15 protein-coding genes are annotated in these 15,425 nt (G+C 42.4%); 11 read left to right on the top strand and 4 right to left on the bottom strand.

Going from position 1 to position 15,425, the window contains the following annotated elements:
• Position 1: 1 nt before the first annotated feature.
• Both AC4J95_RS16670 and AC4J95_RS16665 read left to right on the top strand, forming a co-directional pair.
• A complete protein-coding gene (locus AC4J95_RS16670) occupies positions 2-544 on the top strand; it encodes a GNAT family N-acetyltransferase (protein WP_494550826.1) in 543 nt (180 codons plus the stop codon).
• Positions 545-665: 121 nt separating this feature from the next.
• Positions 666-998: a hypothetical protein gene (locus AC4J95_RS16665; RefSeq protein ID WP_494550825.1), complete on the top strand. Its 333-nt coding sequence runs from the start codon at positions 666-668 to the stop codon at positions 996-998.
• Between the two features lie 76 nt (positions 999-1,074).
• On the opposite strand, the gene AC4J95_RS16660 is transcribed toward AC4J95_RS16665, so the two are convergent.
• Both AC4J95_RS16660 and AC4J95_RS16655 read right to left on the bottom strand, forming a co-directional pair.
• Positions 1,075-2,688: an ABC transporter permease gene (locus tag AC4J95_RS16660; RefSeq protein ID WP_494550824.1), complete on the bottom strand. Its 1,614-nt coding sequence runs from the start codon at positions 2,686-2,688 to the stop codon at positions 1,075-1,077.
• Between the two features lie 23 nt (positions 2,689-2,711).
• Complete coding sequence (locus tag AC4J95_RS16655; protein ID WP_494550823.1) at positions 2,712-3,593, bottom strand: ABC transporter ATP-binding protein; 882 nt, start codon at positions 3,591-3,593, stop codon at positions 2,712-2,714.
• A 308-nt stretch (positions 3,594-3,901) separates the two neighbouring features.
• On the opposite strand from AC4J95_RS16655, the gene AC4J95_RS16650 reads away from it, so the two are divergent.
• From AC4J95_RS16650 to AC4J95_RS16635, 4 genes are all read left to right on the top strand, one after another.
• On the top strand, positions 3,902-4,498 hold the full coding sequence (locus AC4J95_RS16650; RefSeq protein WP_494550822.1) for a TetR/AcrR family transcriptional regulator: 597 nt from the start codon (positions 3,902-3,904) through the stop codon (positions 4,496-4,498).
• A 34-nt stretch (positions 4,499-4,532) separates the two neighbouring features.
• The gene (locus AC4J95_RS16645) at positions 4,533-5,093 is read left to right on the top strand and encodes a P-loop nucleotide/nucleoside kinase family protein (protein ID WP_494550821.1); all 561 of its coding nucleotides are present in this window, start codon (positions 4,533-4,535) and stop codon (positions 5,091-5,093) included.
• 149 nt (positions 5,094-5,242) lie between these two features.
• Positions 5,243-6,268 carry an LLM class flavin-dependent oxidoreductase gene (locus AC4J95_RS16640; RefSeq protein WP_494550820.1) on the top strand — a complete coding sequence of 342 codons (1,026 nt, stop codon included), beginning with the start codon at positions 5,243-5,245 and terminating at the stop codon, positions 6,266-6,268.
• Between the two features lie 373 nt (positions 6,269-6,641).
• Positions 6,642-7,484, top strand: coding sequence for an aldo/keto reductase (locus AC4J95_RS16635; protein ID WP_494550819.1), 843 nt, complete (start codon positions 6,642-6,644; stop codon positions 7,482-7,484).
• A 46-nt stretch (positions 7,485-7,530) separates the two neighbouring features.
• Here AC4J95_RS16635 and AC4J95_RS16630 read toward each other — a convergent pair whose 3' ends face one another.
• Positions 7,531-8,499, bottom strand: a complete 969-nt coding sequence (locus tag AC4J95_RS16630) for a helix-turn-helix transcriptional regulator (RefSeq protein WP_494550818.1) — start codon at positions 8,497-8,499, stop codon at positions 7,531-7,533.
• Between the two features lie 76 nt (positions 8,500-8,575).
• Positions 8,576-9,742 carry a CapA family protein gene (locus AC4J95_RS16625; protein WP_494550817.1) on the bottom strand — a complete coding sequence of 389 codons (1,167 nt, stop codon included), beginning with the start codon at positions 9,740-9,742 and terminating at the stop codon, positions 8,576-8,578.
• A gap of 311 nt (positions 9,743-10,053) precedes the next feature.
• On the opposite strand from AC4J95_RS16625, the gene AC4J95_RS16620 reads away from it, so the two are divergent.
• The 5 genes from AC4J95_RS16620 to wecB all read left to right on the top strand — a co-directional run.
• Complete coding sequence (locus AC4J95_RS16620) at positions 10,054-10,452, top strand: YbaN family protein (protein ID WP_494550816.1); 399 nt, start codon at positions 10,054-10,056, stop codon at positions 10,450-10,452.
• Positions 10,445-12,175 (top strand): ABC transporter ATP-binding protein/permease, encoded by a 1,731-nt coding sequence (locus AC4J95_RS16615; protein ID WP_494550815.1) that lies wholly within the window; start codon positions 10,445-10,447, stop codon positions 12,173-12,175. Before AC4J95_RS16620 ends, AC4J95_RS16615 begins: the two co-directional genes overlap by 8 nt.
• Positions 12,165-13,808 carry an amino acid ABC transporter ATP-binding/permease protein gene (locus AC4J95_RS16610; protein WP_494550814.1) on the top strand — a complete coding sequence of 548 codons (1,644 nt, stop codon included), beginning with the start codon at positions 12,165-12,167 and terminating at the stop codon, positions 13,806-13,808. Before AC4J95_RS16615 ends, AC4J95_RS16610 begins: the two co-directional genes overlap by 11 nt.
• Before the next feature lie 117 nt (positions 13,809-13,925).
• On the top strand, positions 13,926-14,579 hold the full coding sequence (locus AC4J95_RS16605) for a YoaK family protein (RefSeq protein WP_494550813.1): 654 nt from the start codon (positions 13,926-13,928) through the stop codon (positions 14,577-14,579).
• 293 nt (positions 14,580-14,872) lie between these two features.
• Positions 14,873-15,425, top strand: a 553-nt coding sequence (gene wecB / locus AC4J95_RS16600) for a non-hydrolyzing UDP-N-acetylglucosamine 2-epimerase (protein ID WP_494550812.1), incomplete at its 3' end; no start/stop codon positions are given.

Genomic DNA, 15,425 nt, shown 5'->3' with positions numbered 1-15,425 from the left:
AATGAAACTTACGATTCGAGAAACAACTAAAGAAGACAACGAAACGATCTATCAAGTAGAACAACGAGCATTTGGCGAAGTAGATGAAGCAGACTTAACGGAGAAGCTGCTGGCAGACCCGACTGCCAAACCACTGCTATCTTTGTTGGCATTTGCGGATGATGAGGCTGTCGGACATATCCTGTTTACGAAGGCAACGATCACGAATCAAGAGCAGCTTTCTGTCATGATTCTTGGTCCTTTAGCCGTTATTCCTGAATATCAAAAGCAGGGAATCGGCGGGCTGCTGATCAGAGAAGGTTTGCAGCTCTTGAAAATGAGACAAGTCGATCTCGTCTTTGTCTTGGGGCATATCGAATATTATCCGAAGCATGGCTTCAAGCCTGCACTGCCAATCGGTTATCAAGCGCCTTATCCCGTGGAAAAGGGCAAAGAAGATGCTTGGATGGTTCAAGCGTTGCGCTCTGATTTCCCGATTACAGATTATTCTGGAACCGTACGCTGTTGTGAGGAATTTATGCGCCCTGAATATTGGCGGGAATAGAACGTGTGAACCCTTATACCAAAATTGCGGTATAAGGGTTTTTCTTTGCAGATTTGAGGGAATTTGAGTATAACAGAAGAAGATAAACTCTTGCTAAAATGCGAGAAAAGGAGTCAAAACCATGTATTCATTAGTTCCCGAAAATATGTATGAAGTCGAACAAAAACTAAACTACTTTAAAGAAAAAGACGAAGACATCACAGAAGAAGAAGTCATCCGCCAAGCCGTACTGGATAACAGCCAGCAAATCCTTGATGGTGATCTGGAAGGTCCCTACTGGAAAGTCAAATGGCAGCTCGAAGATAAGACCCTCGCTATTTTTGATATCATGAATAAACAAGTCGGTACTGTTGATAGTACTTCTGGTTCGTTCATTGATGATTTCCGTAACAGCGCGCCGAACGTGATTCGTCAGTTGGCGGAAGAGATACAGAAGATTGTGAACAATAATTAACCCTATAAGAAAATCCCTGTCTGACTAGAAGCCACGACAGGGATTTTTGAATTTAAGAAAGCTTATCCGTCTGAGACTAAGCGCCCTCTACTAAATCACGTTTCTTATACCCAAGATAACCGACCAGCAGGAAGCAGATGCTGATTACCGTAATTACTGCAAATACGGTTCCGTCAAACTCCTCCATCGGCATTCTAGGAATCCAGCTTTGAATGGCGGTTTTCGAAAACCACTCTGGCAGATCAAGGATTCCTCCGAAGTAGTTCAATGCGAAGGAATAACCAAGATAAGCATAAATTACTTTCCCTAGCTTAGGCAGCCAGCCTAAAGCCAATGCGGCTAATCCGATATAAAATAGTACCGCTGGCATAAAATTGTAGCCTGCTGCTAAAAAGTCTAGCAGTTCCATCGTAGATTTTTGTTCCATTGCAGCAATTGCCGTGCCTCCTAAACCAGCTGATGCCAGCCCGACACCTAGCAATCCAGCTAAAATTGCTAAGCTGATAGTGGTCCAGTAAAGCTTTCCGCGAGTCACTTTTGTTGCGTATAATTGACTGAGATGCAGTCTAGTTTCCTCTGCAAACAGTTTATTGACAATGACAATTGGTAAGATCGTTACAAGGCCGATCATCACCATCATGATCGTTCCGGTAAAGGATTCCTCGATAGAAACACCTGACTGAGTGAACATTTGCTTCATCAGCTCATTGCCTCCAAGGAATACCTGCATATCTCCATAAATCGAGCCATAAGCAGCCCCCATAACAACAAACGCAATCAGCCAACCAATCATTACCCCCTTATTGATTTTGAACATCAAGCCTGGTACTGAAAGTAATGATTTTTTAGCGTTTGCCCGTCCTTCTCGCTCCGGCAGATAGCCTGCCCCCATGTCCCGGTATCCTTCCAAAATAAAGGAGAGCACCGTCAAAACAACACTGAAAATCAAAGCCGCAAATATAGGCATCCAATTGTTTTCCGTAAATGGGTAAGTCAGATAGGTCCAGCCCATCGGATTGAACATAGACAAATCCGCATCAGACACATCTGTTCCAGCGCGTACAATGTACAGTAGCCCGATAACACTTAGTGTAGAGCCTGTGGCACCGGTCGAAGTTACCATGATCTGAGACAATACCAGCGCCAATACTCCGCCAATTATCCCTGCCATTGCAATTGAAGCCCCAAATAAGAGGGCCCCGTCCATATCGATCGTTTTCACACCGAAGCTAGCCATAACTCCGCCAATAAAAGCACCTAATAACAGATTGATCAGAATCGTTTCAGTAATTACTGCTAAAGAATTCGCTTGACGCCCCACACGAAAAGAACGAACCAATTCGGTCAAGCCTAATTCTTCCTCTTTCCGCGTATGACTGACTACATGCAGCGCAGAAACGATCATTGCAAACAAGCCGCAAAACAGCAACATTTCCTGTGCATACATCGCACCTAATGTATAGTCTGCTCCCGCTTTAATCGGGGTCGGTCCCACCATTGAGATCATGGCTGGATTCTTCATCGTTTCAAACATCCCTAGAAGCCCTTGGCCCTTACCGATCTCCTCAAAGGCTGGAACGAAAGCACCCGAAAACAACCCTAATCCTAAAATCCAAACAATTATTTTTTTCCAATCACGTTTTACGTATTGAACAAACAGTACGCTCCAGCGAGCAAATTTTTCATTCATTCTATTTTCCTCCGTTCCGACAATCAGCCTTCGTAATGACGCAAGAACAAGTCTTCTAGCGTTGGCGGTACAGATTCAATTTTTTTGACTCGCAATTTGGTCGCTTCGATCAATATCTCATTCATTGCTTCGTTGTCAGCGGAAAAAGTCGCTTTCCCATCCTTTTGAACAAAATCATGGACACCGGGAACCTTGGCGATTTCTGATACATCTCCTTCAGTCACGAGCGTGATCGTCGAGCGGGTCAAATGCCGCAGCTCATCTAATGTTCCTGTCTCTACTACCTCTCCACGACGAATGATCGCAACCTTATCAGCTAAGCGTTCTACCTCGCTTAAAATATGCGAAGACAATAGAATGGCTTTTCCTTCATGCTTGATTTTTTCGATTTCTTCCTGGAAAACAGCCTCCATCAAAGGGTCTAATCCCGAAGTTGGTTCATCCAAGATATAAAGATCCGACTCTACCGAAAGGGCCGCAATTAGCCCAACCTTCTGTCGATTCCCTTTAGAATAGCCCTTTGCTTTCTTTTTCGGATCCAGTTCAAAGCGTTTGATCAAGTAATCGCGTTTCGTTTTACTCCCGCCGCCATGAAGCTTAATGAACAAATCAATGATCTCACCACCAGTAAGACTTCCCCACAGAGCAACATCTCCAGGTACATAAGAGATGCGTTTGTGGATCTCCAAGCTGTCCTTCCAAACATCTTTTCCAAAAATTTGGACATCACCCTGATCTCGGTTGATAATGCCTAGCAGTGTGCGAATAGTCGTTGATTTTCCTGCACCATTCGGTCCGATAAATCCGACGACTTCACCGGCGTTCACTGTGAATGACACGTCTCTCAATGCCTGAAATTTACCAAATTTTTTTTGCAAGCCTTGTACTTTTACAATTTCTGTCATGGTACATAACTCCTCTTCTTTCGACATAATTTCATAACGTGCTTTCCAGTCCAAAACAAAACGCAACTTTTTATGAACTACACACACCAAAATAGTTCATATTATTCAATATTGAGGATCATTTCAAACCAAAGTTCATTTACAATTCCAATAATATCCCGTTTCTTTTAAACAGTCAATAAATTTCGGCTTAAGTTTAAAACTATTTATCCATTGTAAGTTCGTATTCTTTCCTATATAATATGTAAAAAGAGAATTACGAACTAAAAATCACGTAAAGTTCTTTTTATAGAAAGCAGGTAGTTGAAATGAATGGATTTGAACGACGCACGCAAGAAAAAAAGGAGCAGGTATTGCAGGCTGCCTTTGAGCTGATGAATACAGATGCGGGTATTGAAAATTTAACAATTGACGAGGTCGCTAAAAGAGCCAATGTAGGAAAAACCTCCATCTTTAAATATTTTGGTAGTAAAGAAAATTTGATTCACGAAGTCTTTATGCGCTCTATGGAAGATATGGGAACGAATGCAAAACAAATCATGGCGGAAAATGCCCCCTTTGAAGAGACACTAATCGCCATGAGCCAAAATAAAATCGACTATCTTGAAAAAATCAACAAAAAATTCTATCTAGATTTAATGGATTATTTTACTGAAAAGGGCGACAGTGGCTTTACTCGAATGATGGAGGAATATACAAAGCAAAGCTTCGGGATCATGCTAGACCTGTTCCACCGCGGGCGAAAAGAAGGAAAAGTGGACTTAAAATATTCAGATGAGTTCCTAATGCTTTACTTTCAGGCCATACTTGAAGGAATCTCTAATCCGCAAATTTATGAAAGGATCATGCCCTATACAGCAGAATGGACAGAAATGCTGGTAAAAGGCGTGGCACCAAACAAATAATTGTTTGTGCGAAAATGAAGCGAAGGAGATATTTATGACGAAAGGCAGAATCATCCTCATTACCGGATCCCCTGCGACTGGAAAGAGTACAGTCGCTTCGATTCTCTCCCAAAAATCTGATTGGGAAAAAACGGTTCACATGCATACCGATGATTTTTATCATTTAATCCAAAAGGGCAAAATCGCCCCTCATTTAAGAGAAGCGGAGGAACAAAATGGCATCGTAATTGAGGCTTTTTTAGAGGCGACGAAGGTTTTCGCCAAAAACAGTTATGAGGTCCTCGTGGACGGTATCATTGGACCGTGGTTTTTATCTCCTTGGATGCAGGCGGCTGCTGACGGCTATGAGGTTCATTATATTGTCCTGCGAGCTTCAAAGGAAGAAACACTTCGTAGAGGGATCCACCGAGAAAAGCTGGATGCAGCAGCAAATACAGAACTTATTCAAGTAATGTGGGAGCAGTTTGCTCACTTAGGAGAATTTGAAGCGCACGTGATTGATACTACAGACCAGACTATTGAACAAAGCGTGGCACAAATCAGGCGTTGTCTCCAAGAACGTTCGATGCTTCTTAGACACGATCAAAACAAATGATAAGCACTCTTCTTTCATGCCGCTAGTTTAAGACTAGCGGCTTTTTTCTTTCCAAGAACAATTATTCGCTTTTTAAAGATGAACGTAGTAGAATCATGTTAACTTATTAAAAGTAAGTGATTTTACATAGATTCAAGGAGGTCACTATCATGAAAAAAATCGGCTTTTTGAGTTTTGGTCATTGGATGGATCAAGGCTCACTTGTTAAAACAGCGCAAGATTCGTATCTACAATCGATTGATTTAGCAGTCGAAGCAGAAAAAATCGGGATCGACGGCGCCTATTATCGCGTGCATCATTTTGCGGATCAAATTGGGTCACCCTTTCCTTTGCTTTCAGCAATCGGTGCGAAGACCAGCAAGATCGAGATCGGAACTGGCTTGATCGATATGCGTTACGAAAATCCTTATATGATGGCAGAAAATGCCGGACTTACAGATATTATTACCCAAGGAAGAGTGGAATTGGGTGTGGGTCGTGGTTCACCTGAACAAGTCCTTGATGGCTGGAAATATTTCGGCTACGACTACAGTGAAGAAGAAATCAAAGATATCACACGAGAACGGACATTGGAGTTCTTGAAATTGATCGAAGGCGGACGTTTCGCTGAACAAAATCCACAACCAATGTTCCCACAAGCACCAGGGAAATTGCGTTTAGAACCTTATTCCGAAGGTTTGCGCCAACGTATCTGGTGGGGTGCTGGTTCAACACAAACCGCTGTTTGGGCAGCCCAACACGGAATGAACTTGCAGTCATCGACTTTGGTGAACTATGAAACCAATGAACCCTTCCATGTACAACAAGCTAAACAATTACGAGCTTATAAGGAAGCATGGAAAGAAGCGGGGCATAACTTTGAACCACGCACATTGGTAACACGTTCGATCCAACCGATCACGACAGATATGGATCGTCAATTATTCGGTCATCAAGGCGATGACGCGAAATACGATCAAGTCGGCTTCTTGGCTTATCATCAAAATCCAACGATCTTTGGGAAAACCTTTGCTGGTGAACCAGATAAGATCGTCAAAGAATTGGCTGAGGATGAAGCGATCAAAGAAGCGGATACCGTACTAGTCACGATTCCAAATACTTTAGGCGTAGATTACAATATACATTTACTTGAAACCATCGTGAAAGATATTGCCCCTGATCTGGGCTGGCGATAAATAAAAAAAGAAGGGAATCTGAAAAAAAGATTCCCTTCTTTTTTATTCGTTTACAATCGTTACAGGTCCGGTGCAAACTGCTGTAGAGACCTTGTAATAGTCATCTGGATCCTCTTCGTCCTCAACGATAAACACTGCCAGTGCCATATCGGAAAAACCTGACTGGATGATATTGATATAGTGTCCGCCGTTAGTGTAATCCCCTACTCTTCTTGAATCAGCTGTTCAAAATACTTCGCTACCTCTTTAGAAAAGACTGTATTCACCAGCTTGTCCGCCTGCTCAACCGTACTTATTTAAACAAAATTGTTACGTTCTAGATGGTATAGCAGTATACTTTAGTAGTAACGACTATAATAGGAGGTTTTCTTAAATGGAACAGTTGAAACTAAACAATGGTCAAATGATCCCTCAATTAGGTCTCGGTGTTTTCAAAGTCCAAGACGCAGATGATTTAAAACGTTCAGTAGCAGATGCATTGAAGGACGGCTATCGTCACTTTGACACGGCAGCGATCTACCACAATGAAGCGTGGCTGGGTGAAGCATTGGCTCAAAGCGACGTAAAACGTGAAGAGCTATTCATCACTTCAAAAGTTTGGAACAGTAACACGACCTATGACGAAACAATCGCCGCATTCCAAGAAACCTTGAAGAAATTACAAACTGATTACTTGGATCTGTACTTGATCCACTGGCCAAGCGAAGGCTATAACGAAAAATGGCGGGCAATGGAAAGTCTTTATAACGAAGGACTGATCAAATCGATCGGGGTCTCTAACTTTGAAAAACCGCATTTGGACAAATTATTAACGACTGCCAAAGTCGTTCCGGCCGTTGACCAAATCGAAACCCATCCATACTTCCAACAAAAGGAATTGAACGAATACTTGAGAAGCTTGGATATCGCTCACGAAGCGTGGGGTCCACTTGGACAAGGTAAGGGCAACGTGCTGGAAGATCCAACCTTGGCGAAAATCGCAGAAGCGCATAATAAGACCATCGCTCAAGTTATCCTGCGTTGGCACCTGCAACGTGATATCATCGTGATTCCAAAATCGGTTCACGCAGAACGGATCGCGCAAAACATCGATGTCTTTGACTTCAAGCTAAGCGATGAAGAAATGAGCTTGATCGCAGGAATTGATCAAAACAAACGCGGCGCAGCAGATCCGCAAGATGAAGAATGGTTGAAAAAATCATTGAGCATGAACTAAAAGCTCAAAACAGCGATGTTGGGTAAAATCAACATCGCTGTTTTGATTATCTTTTCTTTACTGGCCGCACATATTTCCAAAAACGTTCTGGATCGTGATAGAAATAGATGATTCGTCCGGGCGTAGTGTCATAGCTGTAACCCGTGTCGGAAAAATCAAAGGTTGCCATCGCTTCTTCTACTTTTTCCTCTACGCTGCGATTTTCCTGTTCATAATCAAAGGGACCATGCTCAAAAACAAGATATTCTGCTTCGGGAACATCACGCAGGATCATCTGTTCTGGAATATCTCCTTGATAATCCGCCGTCAAGCGTGTGCCGTAGCACTCTGAGCGTAGAAAGCCCCAATCACAAAGCCGACCTTCTGGATCACTGATATAGGCCATCACTTGCCCGCTGCTGCTATCTGGCTTACTGCCGCCGTTGTCATCTAGTTTCCCCTTAATACTGTCCAATAAGCCGCTGATCGTATCACAATCCTGTCCAGGAATCTGACTCTGCTTTTCCCAAAAGTCCCAGTAACCATTGCTTTCCGTATTTTTGATAAACAAAAACTTGTGGGCCGGAATCGTCACAAAATAGGTTTTGATATCCTTGCTGGATTTTACCATGCCCATCTCTCCCAATCCTAAAAAGTAGCGGTCAAACGGGCTGAGCCTTGTTCGTAGGACAACAGGCTTTGGCGCTTTGCGATATTCGCTAGGTGTGCGCCCATACATGTTTTTAAATGCACGAGTAAAGGCCTCATGTGAGGAGAAGCCATAATCAAAAGCGATATCCAGAAAGCTTTTTTGATTGTCGCGAACTTCCTTTAAAGCAAAGGCCAATTTCCGCTGCCGCAGATAATCACGAAAGGACATGCCGGAGATTTCTTTAAATTTCCGCGTCGTATAAAATTCGGAATAGCCCATCTTGCGAGCCAATCGGCGCAACGTCAATGCCTCGTCATTATAGCCTTCGATGCAGTGATCAATCTCATCAACGATCTGTTGAATTTGTCTTTGCCACTCGTACATTCCTTCACCCCATTTTGACTACCCTATCTTTAGTATAGAAAGCTCGGACATGCGGCGCTTGATATGACTTGCTGTTTTAATAAACGATTTTTATTTTATCATTCATAATCTCATTGGTGCGTTGGATGAAATATTCACGGGATAAATCCTGCCCCTGATTCACATGGATCATATGCTGATTCGCTAACTCATTGGTGTAATCCTTCAACGCGTAAGTTTTATAGGTTTGATAATTGTCGCCAATATAAGTGATCGTCGGCCAAAATTCAACTTCTTCGATCTTGACGTCTTTCTTCTTTTTATCATAATCAATCGTCCAGCGACCCATCCCTCCCAGCATCCGGTCATTCTCTGCTTGAGAAGAAATGAAGTTTCCTAAAGAATACATCACTAAGGTTTGATTGCCAGATTTGCCCGTTAGATAGTCCATCGGCTGAATAACGTGAGGATGCCCACCAACAATCACGTCTACTCCAGCATCACTTAATAGCTGAGCTAGCTGTGTCTGTTCTTCATTTGGCGTAAACTGGTACTCTTCTCCCCAGTGCATACTAACAATCTGAACATCACTCCTCTTATTAAGTTCCTTCATATCCTTTTTAATTTGTTCTGGATCAATCAGATTGACTAAATAGTCTTTGCCTTCAGGCAGCGGAATCCCGTTCAAACCAAAGGTGTAAGACATGAACCCGACGTTTACCCCTTTGATTTTTTTAACATGCAGCCGCTTAGCCTCCGCTGATTTTTGTGAGCCAGTAACCGTAATGTCTGGATATTTCTCTAGGTATTCTAATTGCTTGACGATTCCCTCTTCGCCTTTGTCCATGGTGTGATTACTAGCTGCAGACAGCCAATTGTAGCCCGCTTTATGTAAGGAATCTAATACCTGTGTTGGTCCGTTGAATGTCGGATAACCGGAGAGACCTAATTCCTCACCGGCACAAATGGTTTCCAGATTGATATAGGAAACATCCCGATCCTTGTTCAAATAGTTGGTTGGTTCATACATTTCATCAAAACGATACGTGCCATCCGGCTGTCTAAGATGATCGTAAATATAATCATGAATCAAATTATCTCCCACTGCTGAGAAATTCAGCTTCACGGTAGAACCCGCAGCAGCTTTCGATGTCTCTGATGTTGCCTTTGAGGATGCTTCTTTTGTCTCTTTTTCTGTCTTACCATTCCCACATCCACCTAGAAATAACAGAACGATTAAACCCAGTTTTAATAATCTTTTCACAATCGAACTCCCTTTTAGTTTAGCCTGTGCAACAAACAATTGGTCTTCTCTACGTTACAGAGATACTCTACTTAAAATAGTACGTCAAATCGTTGGATATAGGAACATGTTTTATTAATCTTTTTTCAGTTAATTTATTAAAAAAATGATCATTAAAAAACACTTCTTATCTTGCTGTCACTATAAATTTATTCGTACTATCGTTTCTCCAAACTTTGAATAAAAGAAACACACAAAGAGATTGATAATCATTTTCATTTAGCATAAGATGAACTGGTAAGCACTTTATTTCATTACTGGAGGTCATACATGTGAAAAAAATCATTTATTTTTCTCTTGGTGCGATTACCTTTGCGCTGGGAACACTGGGAATATTTCTTCCCTTTTTACCAACCACGATATTCTACTTGCTGACAGCCTTCTTTTGGCTGCGCAGTTCTGATAAATATTACAATAAGTTCATTCAATCTTCCTTCTACAAACGGGCGGTAGAAGAGCCGATCGTCAAAAAGAAAATCACCAATGCAGGAATGGTGAAGATGTTCTTGATGATCCTCGTTGTCTTTTTGATCCCGGGATTGTTGGTGGATAACACCCCCATGAGAATTTGCTTGGTTGTGGTCTATATCGCCCACGTGATTGGACTGACATGGTATTTGCGTGGCAAAAAAGCTTCATTAAAAGCAAAGGCGGGCGAACCGAATGATTGATCATCGGCTCTTTGCGATTGCTAAAAAGAAAACACTGATCCTGCAAGTCGTGATTCGCTGTATCAGCCTTGGCTTGTCCTTATATATCTGGCGGACACTGGCCTTCTTATTGAGTAATTTTGTTCAAGGCCACTCCCTGAATCTGAGTCTGTCTTTTGCTCTAATCCTCCTAGCCTTAGCTGGAAAACTAGTCCTTATCCGCTTGTCAGCTTTTCTAACGGATCAAGCTTCGGCCGATTTGCGGGTCGCGTTGCGAACAAAAGTAATGGAAAAGGCCTTTCGTTTAGGGAATACTTCTCGGCAATTGCCGGCCACAACGTTAGCGCAGCTTTCTGGTGATGGAATCGAGCAGCTGGAAATGTACTATGCCCATTTTCTACCGCAGCTTTTTTATTGCCTGCTAGCTTCATTGATCTTATTCACCTATTTAGTTTCGTTGGCTTGGCAGCCTGCTATTGTAATGCTGATTTGTGTGCCTTTTATCCCCCTAACAATCATGGCAGTGATGAAGATTACGAAGCGGATCTTAAATAAGTATTGGGATCAATACACAAACTTGGGGTCGCGATTCCACGAAAGCTTGAGCGCCTTAAGTGTTCTGAAAGCTTACGACCAAGATGGAGCTAAACAACAGGAATTAGCACAAGACGCGCAAAAATTCCGCAAAGCCACCATGAGTTTGCTTTCGATGCAGCTGAATTCGATCACCATCATGGATATTTTTTCCTATAGCGGGGCGGCGCTTGGGATCGGTCTAGCACTGATAGCTTTTCAGCAGCAACAATTGACCGTCTATGGTGTACTGGTCTTCATTTTAGTCGGAGCAGAATTCTTCTTACCGATGCGTCAGCTAGGTTCCCTCTTCCACGTGGCGATGAACGGGATCAGCTCTTGCGGGAAAATCTTTGATTATCTCGCATTACCTGAAAAAAAAGCTGGCACAATCGATTCTTGGCAAGAACCGTTAGACACAATCACTGTTAATCAGCTGGATTTCACCTATGAAAATCAGGAAACTCCTGCTATCAAAAATGTCTCTATGGAATTGCAGAAAGGCACCTTTACCGCCTTTGTAGGAAAATCCGGTTCAGGCAAAAGCACCTTTGCACAATTACTGTTGAATCAGTTGGACGAGTATCAAGGATCGATCCGCTGGAATCATACCGATTTAAAGGAGCTAAGCAATTCGACGGTGCTGAATAAAGGAATTTTAGTAAACACAAAGGATTTTCTTTACGCCGAAAGTATCCGGGACAATCTGCGGCTGGCAAATTCTCGGCTAACAGAGGATGGCATGTGGCAATTGCTAGATCGCGTGAAGCTGTTGACCTTCGTCCAACAATTACCAAACCAGCTGGATACAGTCTTAGAAGAAAACGGCAAAAACTTGTCTGGCGGACAACGACAACGGCTGATTCTTGCTCGTGCCTTAGCCGCCTCAGCAGAGTTTTATATTTTCGATGAGATCACATCGGGCGTTGATATCGAAAGTGAGGAAATCATTTTAGCGACACTGAAGGCCTTATCAAAGGAATCCATCGTGATTTTCGTTTCCCATCGTTTATACAATGTTCTGGATGCTGATCGCGTTTATGTCTTTAAAGACGGAGCGATCGTCGAAGCTGGAACACCACAAGAATTGGAGCAAACCTCGGATTATTTCAATACCTACTTTACGGAAGAAAATCGTCAGATGAAGGGAGTGATCGGCAATGAAGGATAGGATCTTGATTCACTGGCTGCTTTCTTTCACGAAGCCCTTTAAAGGGAAGATGTCTCTCGCGATCCTGCTGGGAATCATCAGCAATCTTGCTGTCGTAGCGATCCCAGTCATTAGTACACTCACCCTGTTACGTTTGATCGATGGTGCGAAGGTAAATCTCATACTCATTTTAGTTGTATTGATCGCCTGCGGTATCGTCCGAGGTGTCGCACGATATTTAGAACAATATCAAAATCACGACATTGCCTTTTCTTTATTAGCCCATATTCGCGAGCGAATTTTCGCTGCTTTAAGAACGATCGGCCCAGCCCGCCTGACTGGTAAGAACAGCGGTGAACTGATCACATCGATTTCGACCGATGTAGAGGCTTTAGAAGTCTTTTTTGCTCACACGATCTCACCTGTTTTTATCGCTCTGGACACGTCTCTGGTAACGTTTGTTTTTCTAGCAAGCTTTGATTTAGGCTTGGCCTTTCTACTGTTGATCGGACAAATTCTGATTGGCGCGATCATCCCTTACATCAGTTATCGCAGAAATCTGCAGATTGGCGATGATTACAAAAAGGCCTTCGTACAGGTCAGTCAGACGATCATGGAAAATGCCAATAGTCTAAAGGACATCGCTCAATTTCATTTAGAAAAAACGCGTTTGAATAAATTAAAAGCAGACAGTAAAGTCTTAAATCATGAGAATCGCCGCCGGATTTTCCAAGGCAATTCTTTGCAGCTCTTAAGTGAATTGGTCGTTATCGGAACCACGCTTTGCGTATTCTATTTCGGCAGCAGCCGCGGACTTTCGATGGAAACGATCGTTGTTTCAGTGGTGCTGAGTCTCAGTTCATTTGGTCCTGTCTTAGCATTAGGCAATTTAGGCAATGCCTTGTTGACGACCTTCTCCAGTGGTCGCCGCTTATATCAGCTGGTTCACGAAGATCCCTTTGTTGAATTTGAGGAAAGTACAAATTCCGTTGATGCAGTTGAAAAGCTGCAAGCAGACGAAGTGGCTTTCCGTTATGCCAATACAGAAAAAACGGTCTTAGAGCAGATTTCTTTTGACTTGAAGAAAGGTCAAAGTATCGGGATAAGCGGAGAAAGCGGCAGCGGGAAAAGTACGCTGCTAAAACTCTTGATGCGCTATTGGGATCCCAACAGTGGGAAATTAATGATCAACGATTCACCGTTATCTTCTCTTAAAGAGGAAGCCCTTCATCATCTGGAAGGCGTCATGGAACAATCGACTTTTCTATTTGAAGACACAATTGCTAACAACATTTCCTTGAAACGTGATGATGTCTCACAGGCTGCGATTGAAGAAGCTGCTAAAGATGCCGCGATTCATGATTGGATACTCTCGCTACCAGAAGGATACGAGACACAACTCAGCAAGCTTTCTCGCAATATCTCTGATGGCGAACGTCAACGAATTGGCTTAGCGCGCTTGCTGGTTTACGATGCGCCGTTAATTTTACTGGATGAACCAACCAGCAATCTCGATTATGTCAATGAACAAGCAATTCTTGCGACCTTCAAGGAGAAATTACAGGATAAAACCATGATCCTTGTCTCTCATCGTGAAAGCACGTTGAAGATTGCTGAAAAGAAACTGCATATGGAGAATGGACGATTAAAATAATTTTTTTTTGCGACTAGGATCAATGATCCTAGTCGCTTTTTTCATATAGGACACTTTTTTTGTCATTTTCCTTCATTTGGCGTACACTTCGGATGAAGAAAAAAGAGGTGCAAAACAATGGCAGATAAAGTTCATGAACGGCTGGAATTCGGAATGGCCTTGGCGGCAACGGCTGGCGGATTGGACGCCTATACTTATTTGGTTCACGGCGAAGTATTCGCAGGACTTCAAACGGGGAATTTTATTTTATTAGGTGTTCATTTGGGACAAGGTCAATGGGGAGTGTTGATCCATTATTTGATCCCGATTCTGTCCTTTGCTTTAGGGGCATTACTGGCACGCTATCTGCAAACTAAGATTAGCAACAATCAACAGCTTTGGTTTTTGACTTTTGAAATCAGTTTGCTTTTGATCGTAGGTATTTTCTCTTCCTATCTGCCAAACTTGGTTGTTAATGCGTTGTTGTCTATCGCGGCTGCAACCCAATTGCAGGAGTTCCAAAAATTGAAGGGGAAGCCTTTTACCTCGTTAATGATGACGGGAAATTTGAAGAATCTTTCGACGAACTTCTTTGAGGGCTATCTCAAGCATGAGCCAGCCAAACGTGCGGCCTTTCTTGATACATTGATTATTTTGCTCAGCTTTGTTGCTGGTGCCGTATTGAACGGTTTTTTAGTCAGCTATTTCAATCAACGAACAATTTTCTTTAGCTTGATCTTTTTGATGATCGCTGTCATTTTGCTGCGTAAAGATCGGCACGGAATTCGCTGAGCACTGGACAAGAAGGGATTTTTCTTCTTGTCTTTTTTTGCTTCACAGCGACTGTCCGACAATTTCCTGTATTTTTTCACTATTCGTATTCTCATTTTCAGGTTGAATTATGAGAATACAAAAGTCTCTAATAAGACAAAATGAAATTTCTCTCTTATACTGGGTATTAATTATAAATAAAACGAATAATAAAATAGATTTATTTAAATTAACTCGAAATTATAATTATTAATTTCTATTTTTCGGTCCAGACAATTTATTTATAATATTTAAAAGGTTTTAAGGAGGATATCATGAGAAAGAAAGTTTTTTTAGTCTTTGGCACGCGACCGGAAGCGATAAAAATGGCTCCTTTAGCTAAAGAATTAGCAGATGATAATCGTTTTGAGGCGAAAGTAGTCGTTACAGGGCAGCATCGAGAAATGCTGGATCAAGTCTTACACGCCTTTGCTATCGTTCCTGATTATGATTTGAATATCATGCATCAGGGGCAGACACTCAGCGAGATCACTAGTCGTGTACTTGAAAAGCTCACCGCTATATTACAAAAAGAGCGACCGGATATTTTACTGGTTCACGGAGATACTACAACCACCTTTTCTGCCGCATTAAGCGCCTTTTACCAGCAAATCCCAATTGGGCATGTCGAGGCTGGCTTGAGAACCTGGGATAAATACTCCCCTTTTCCAGAAGAGATGAATCGGCAATTAACGGACGATCTGACCGATCTTTACTTTGCTCCAACGATGAAGAGTCGGGAGAACCTGATCAAAGAAAATCATTCAGAAAAAAACATATACGTCACAGGAAACACAGCGATTGACGCAATGAAGAACACCTTAGACG

It is taken from the genome of Enterococcus sp. GPZ-007 (genome assembly GCF_059374735.1).
Note: the sequence above shows the minus strand (reverse complement) of the source record. Positions and strands in the feature narration are given on the sequence as shown.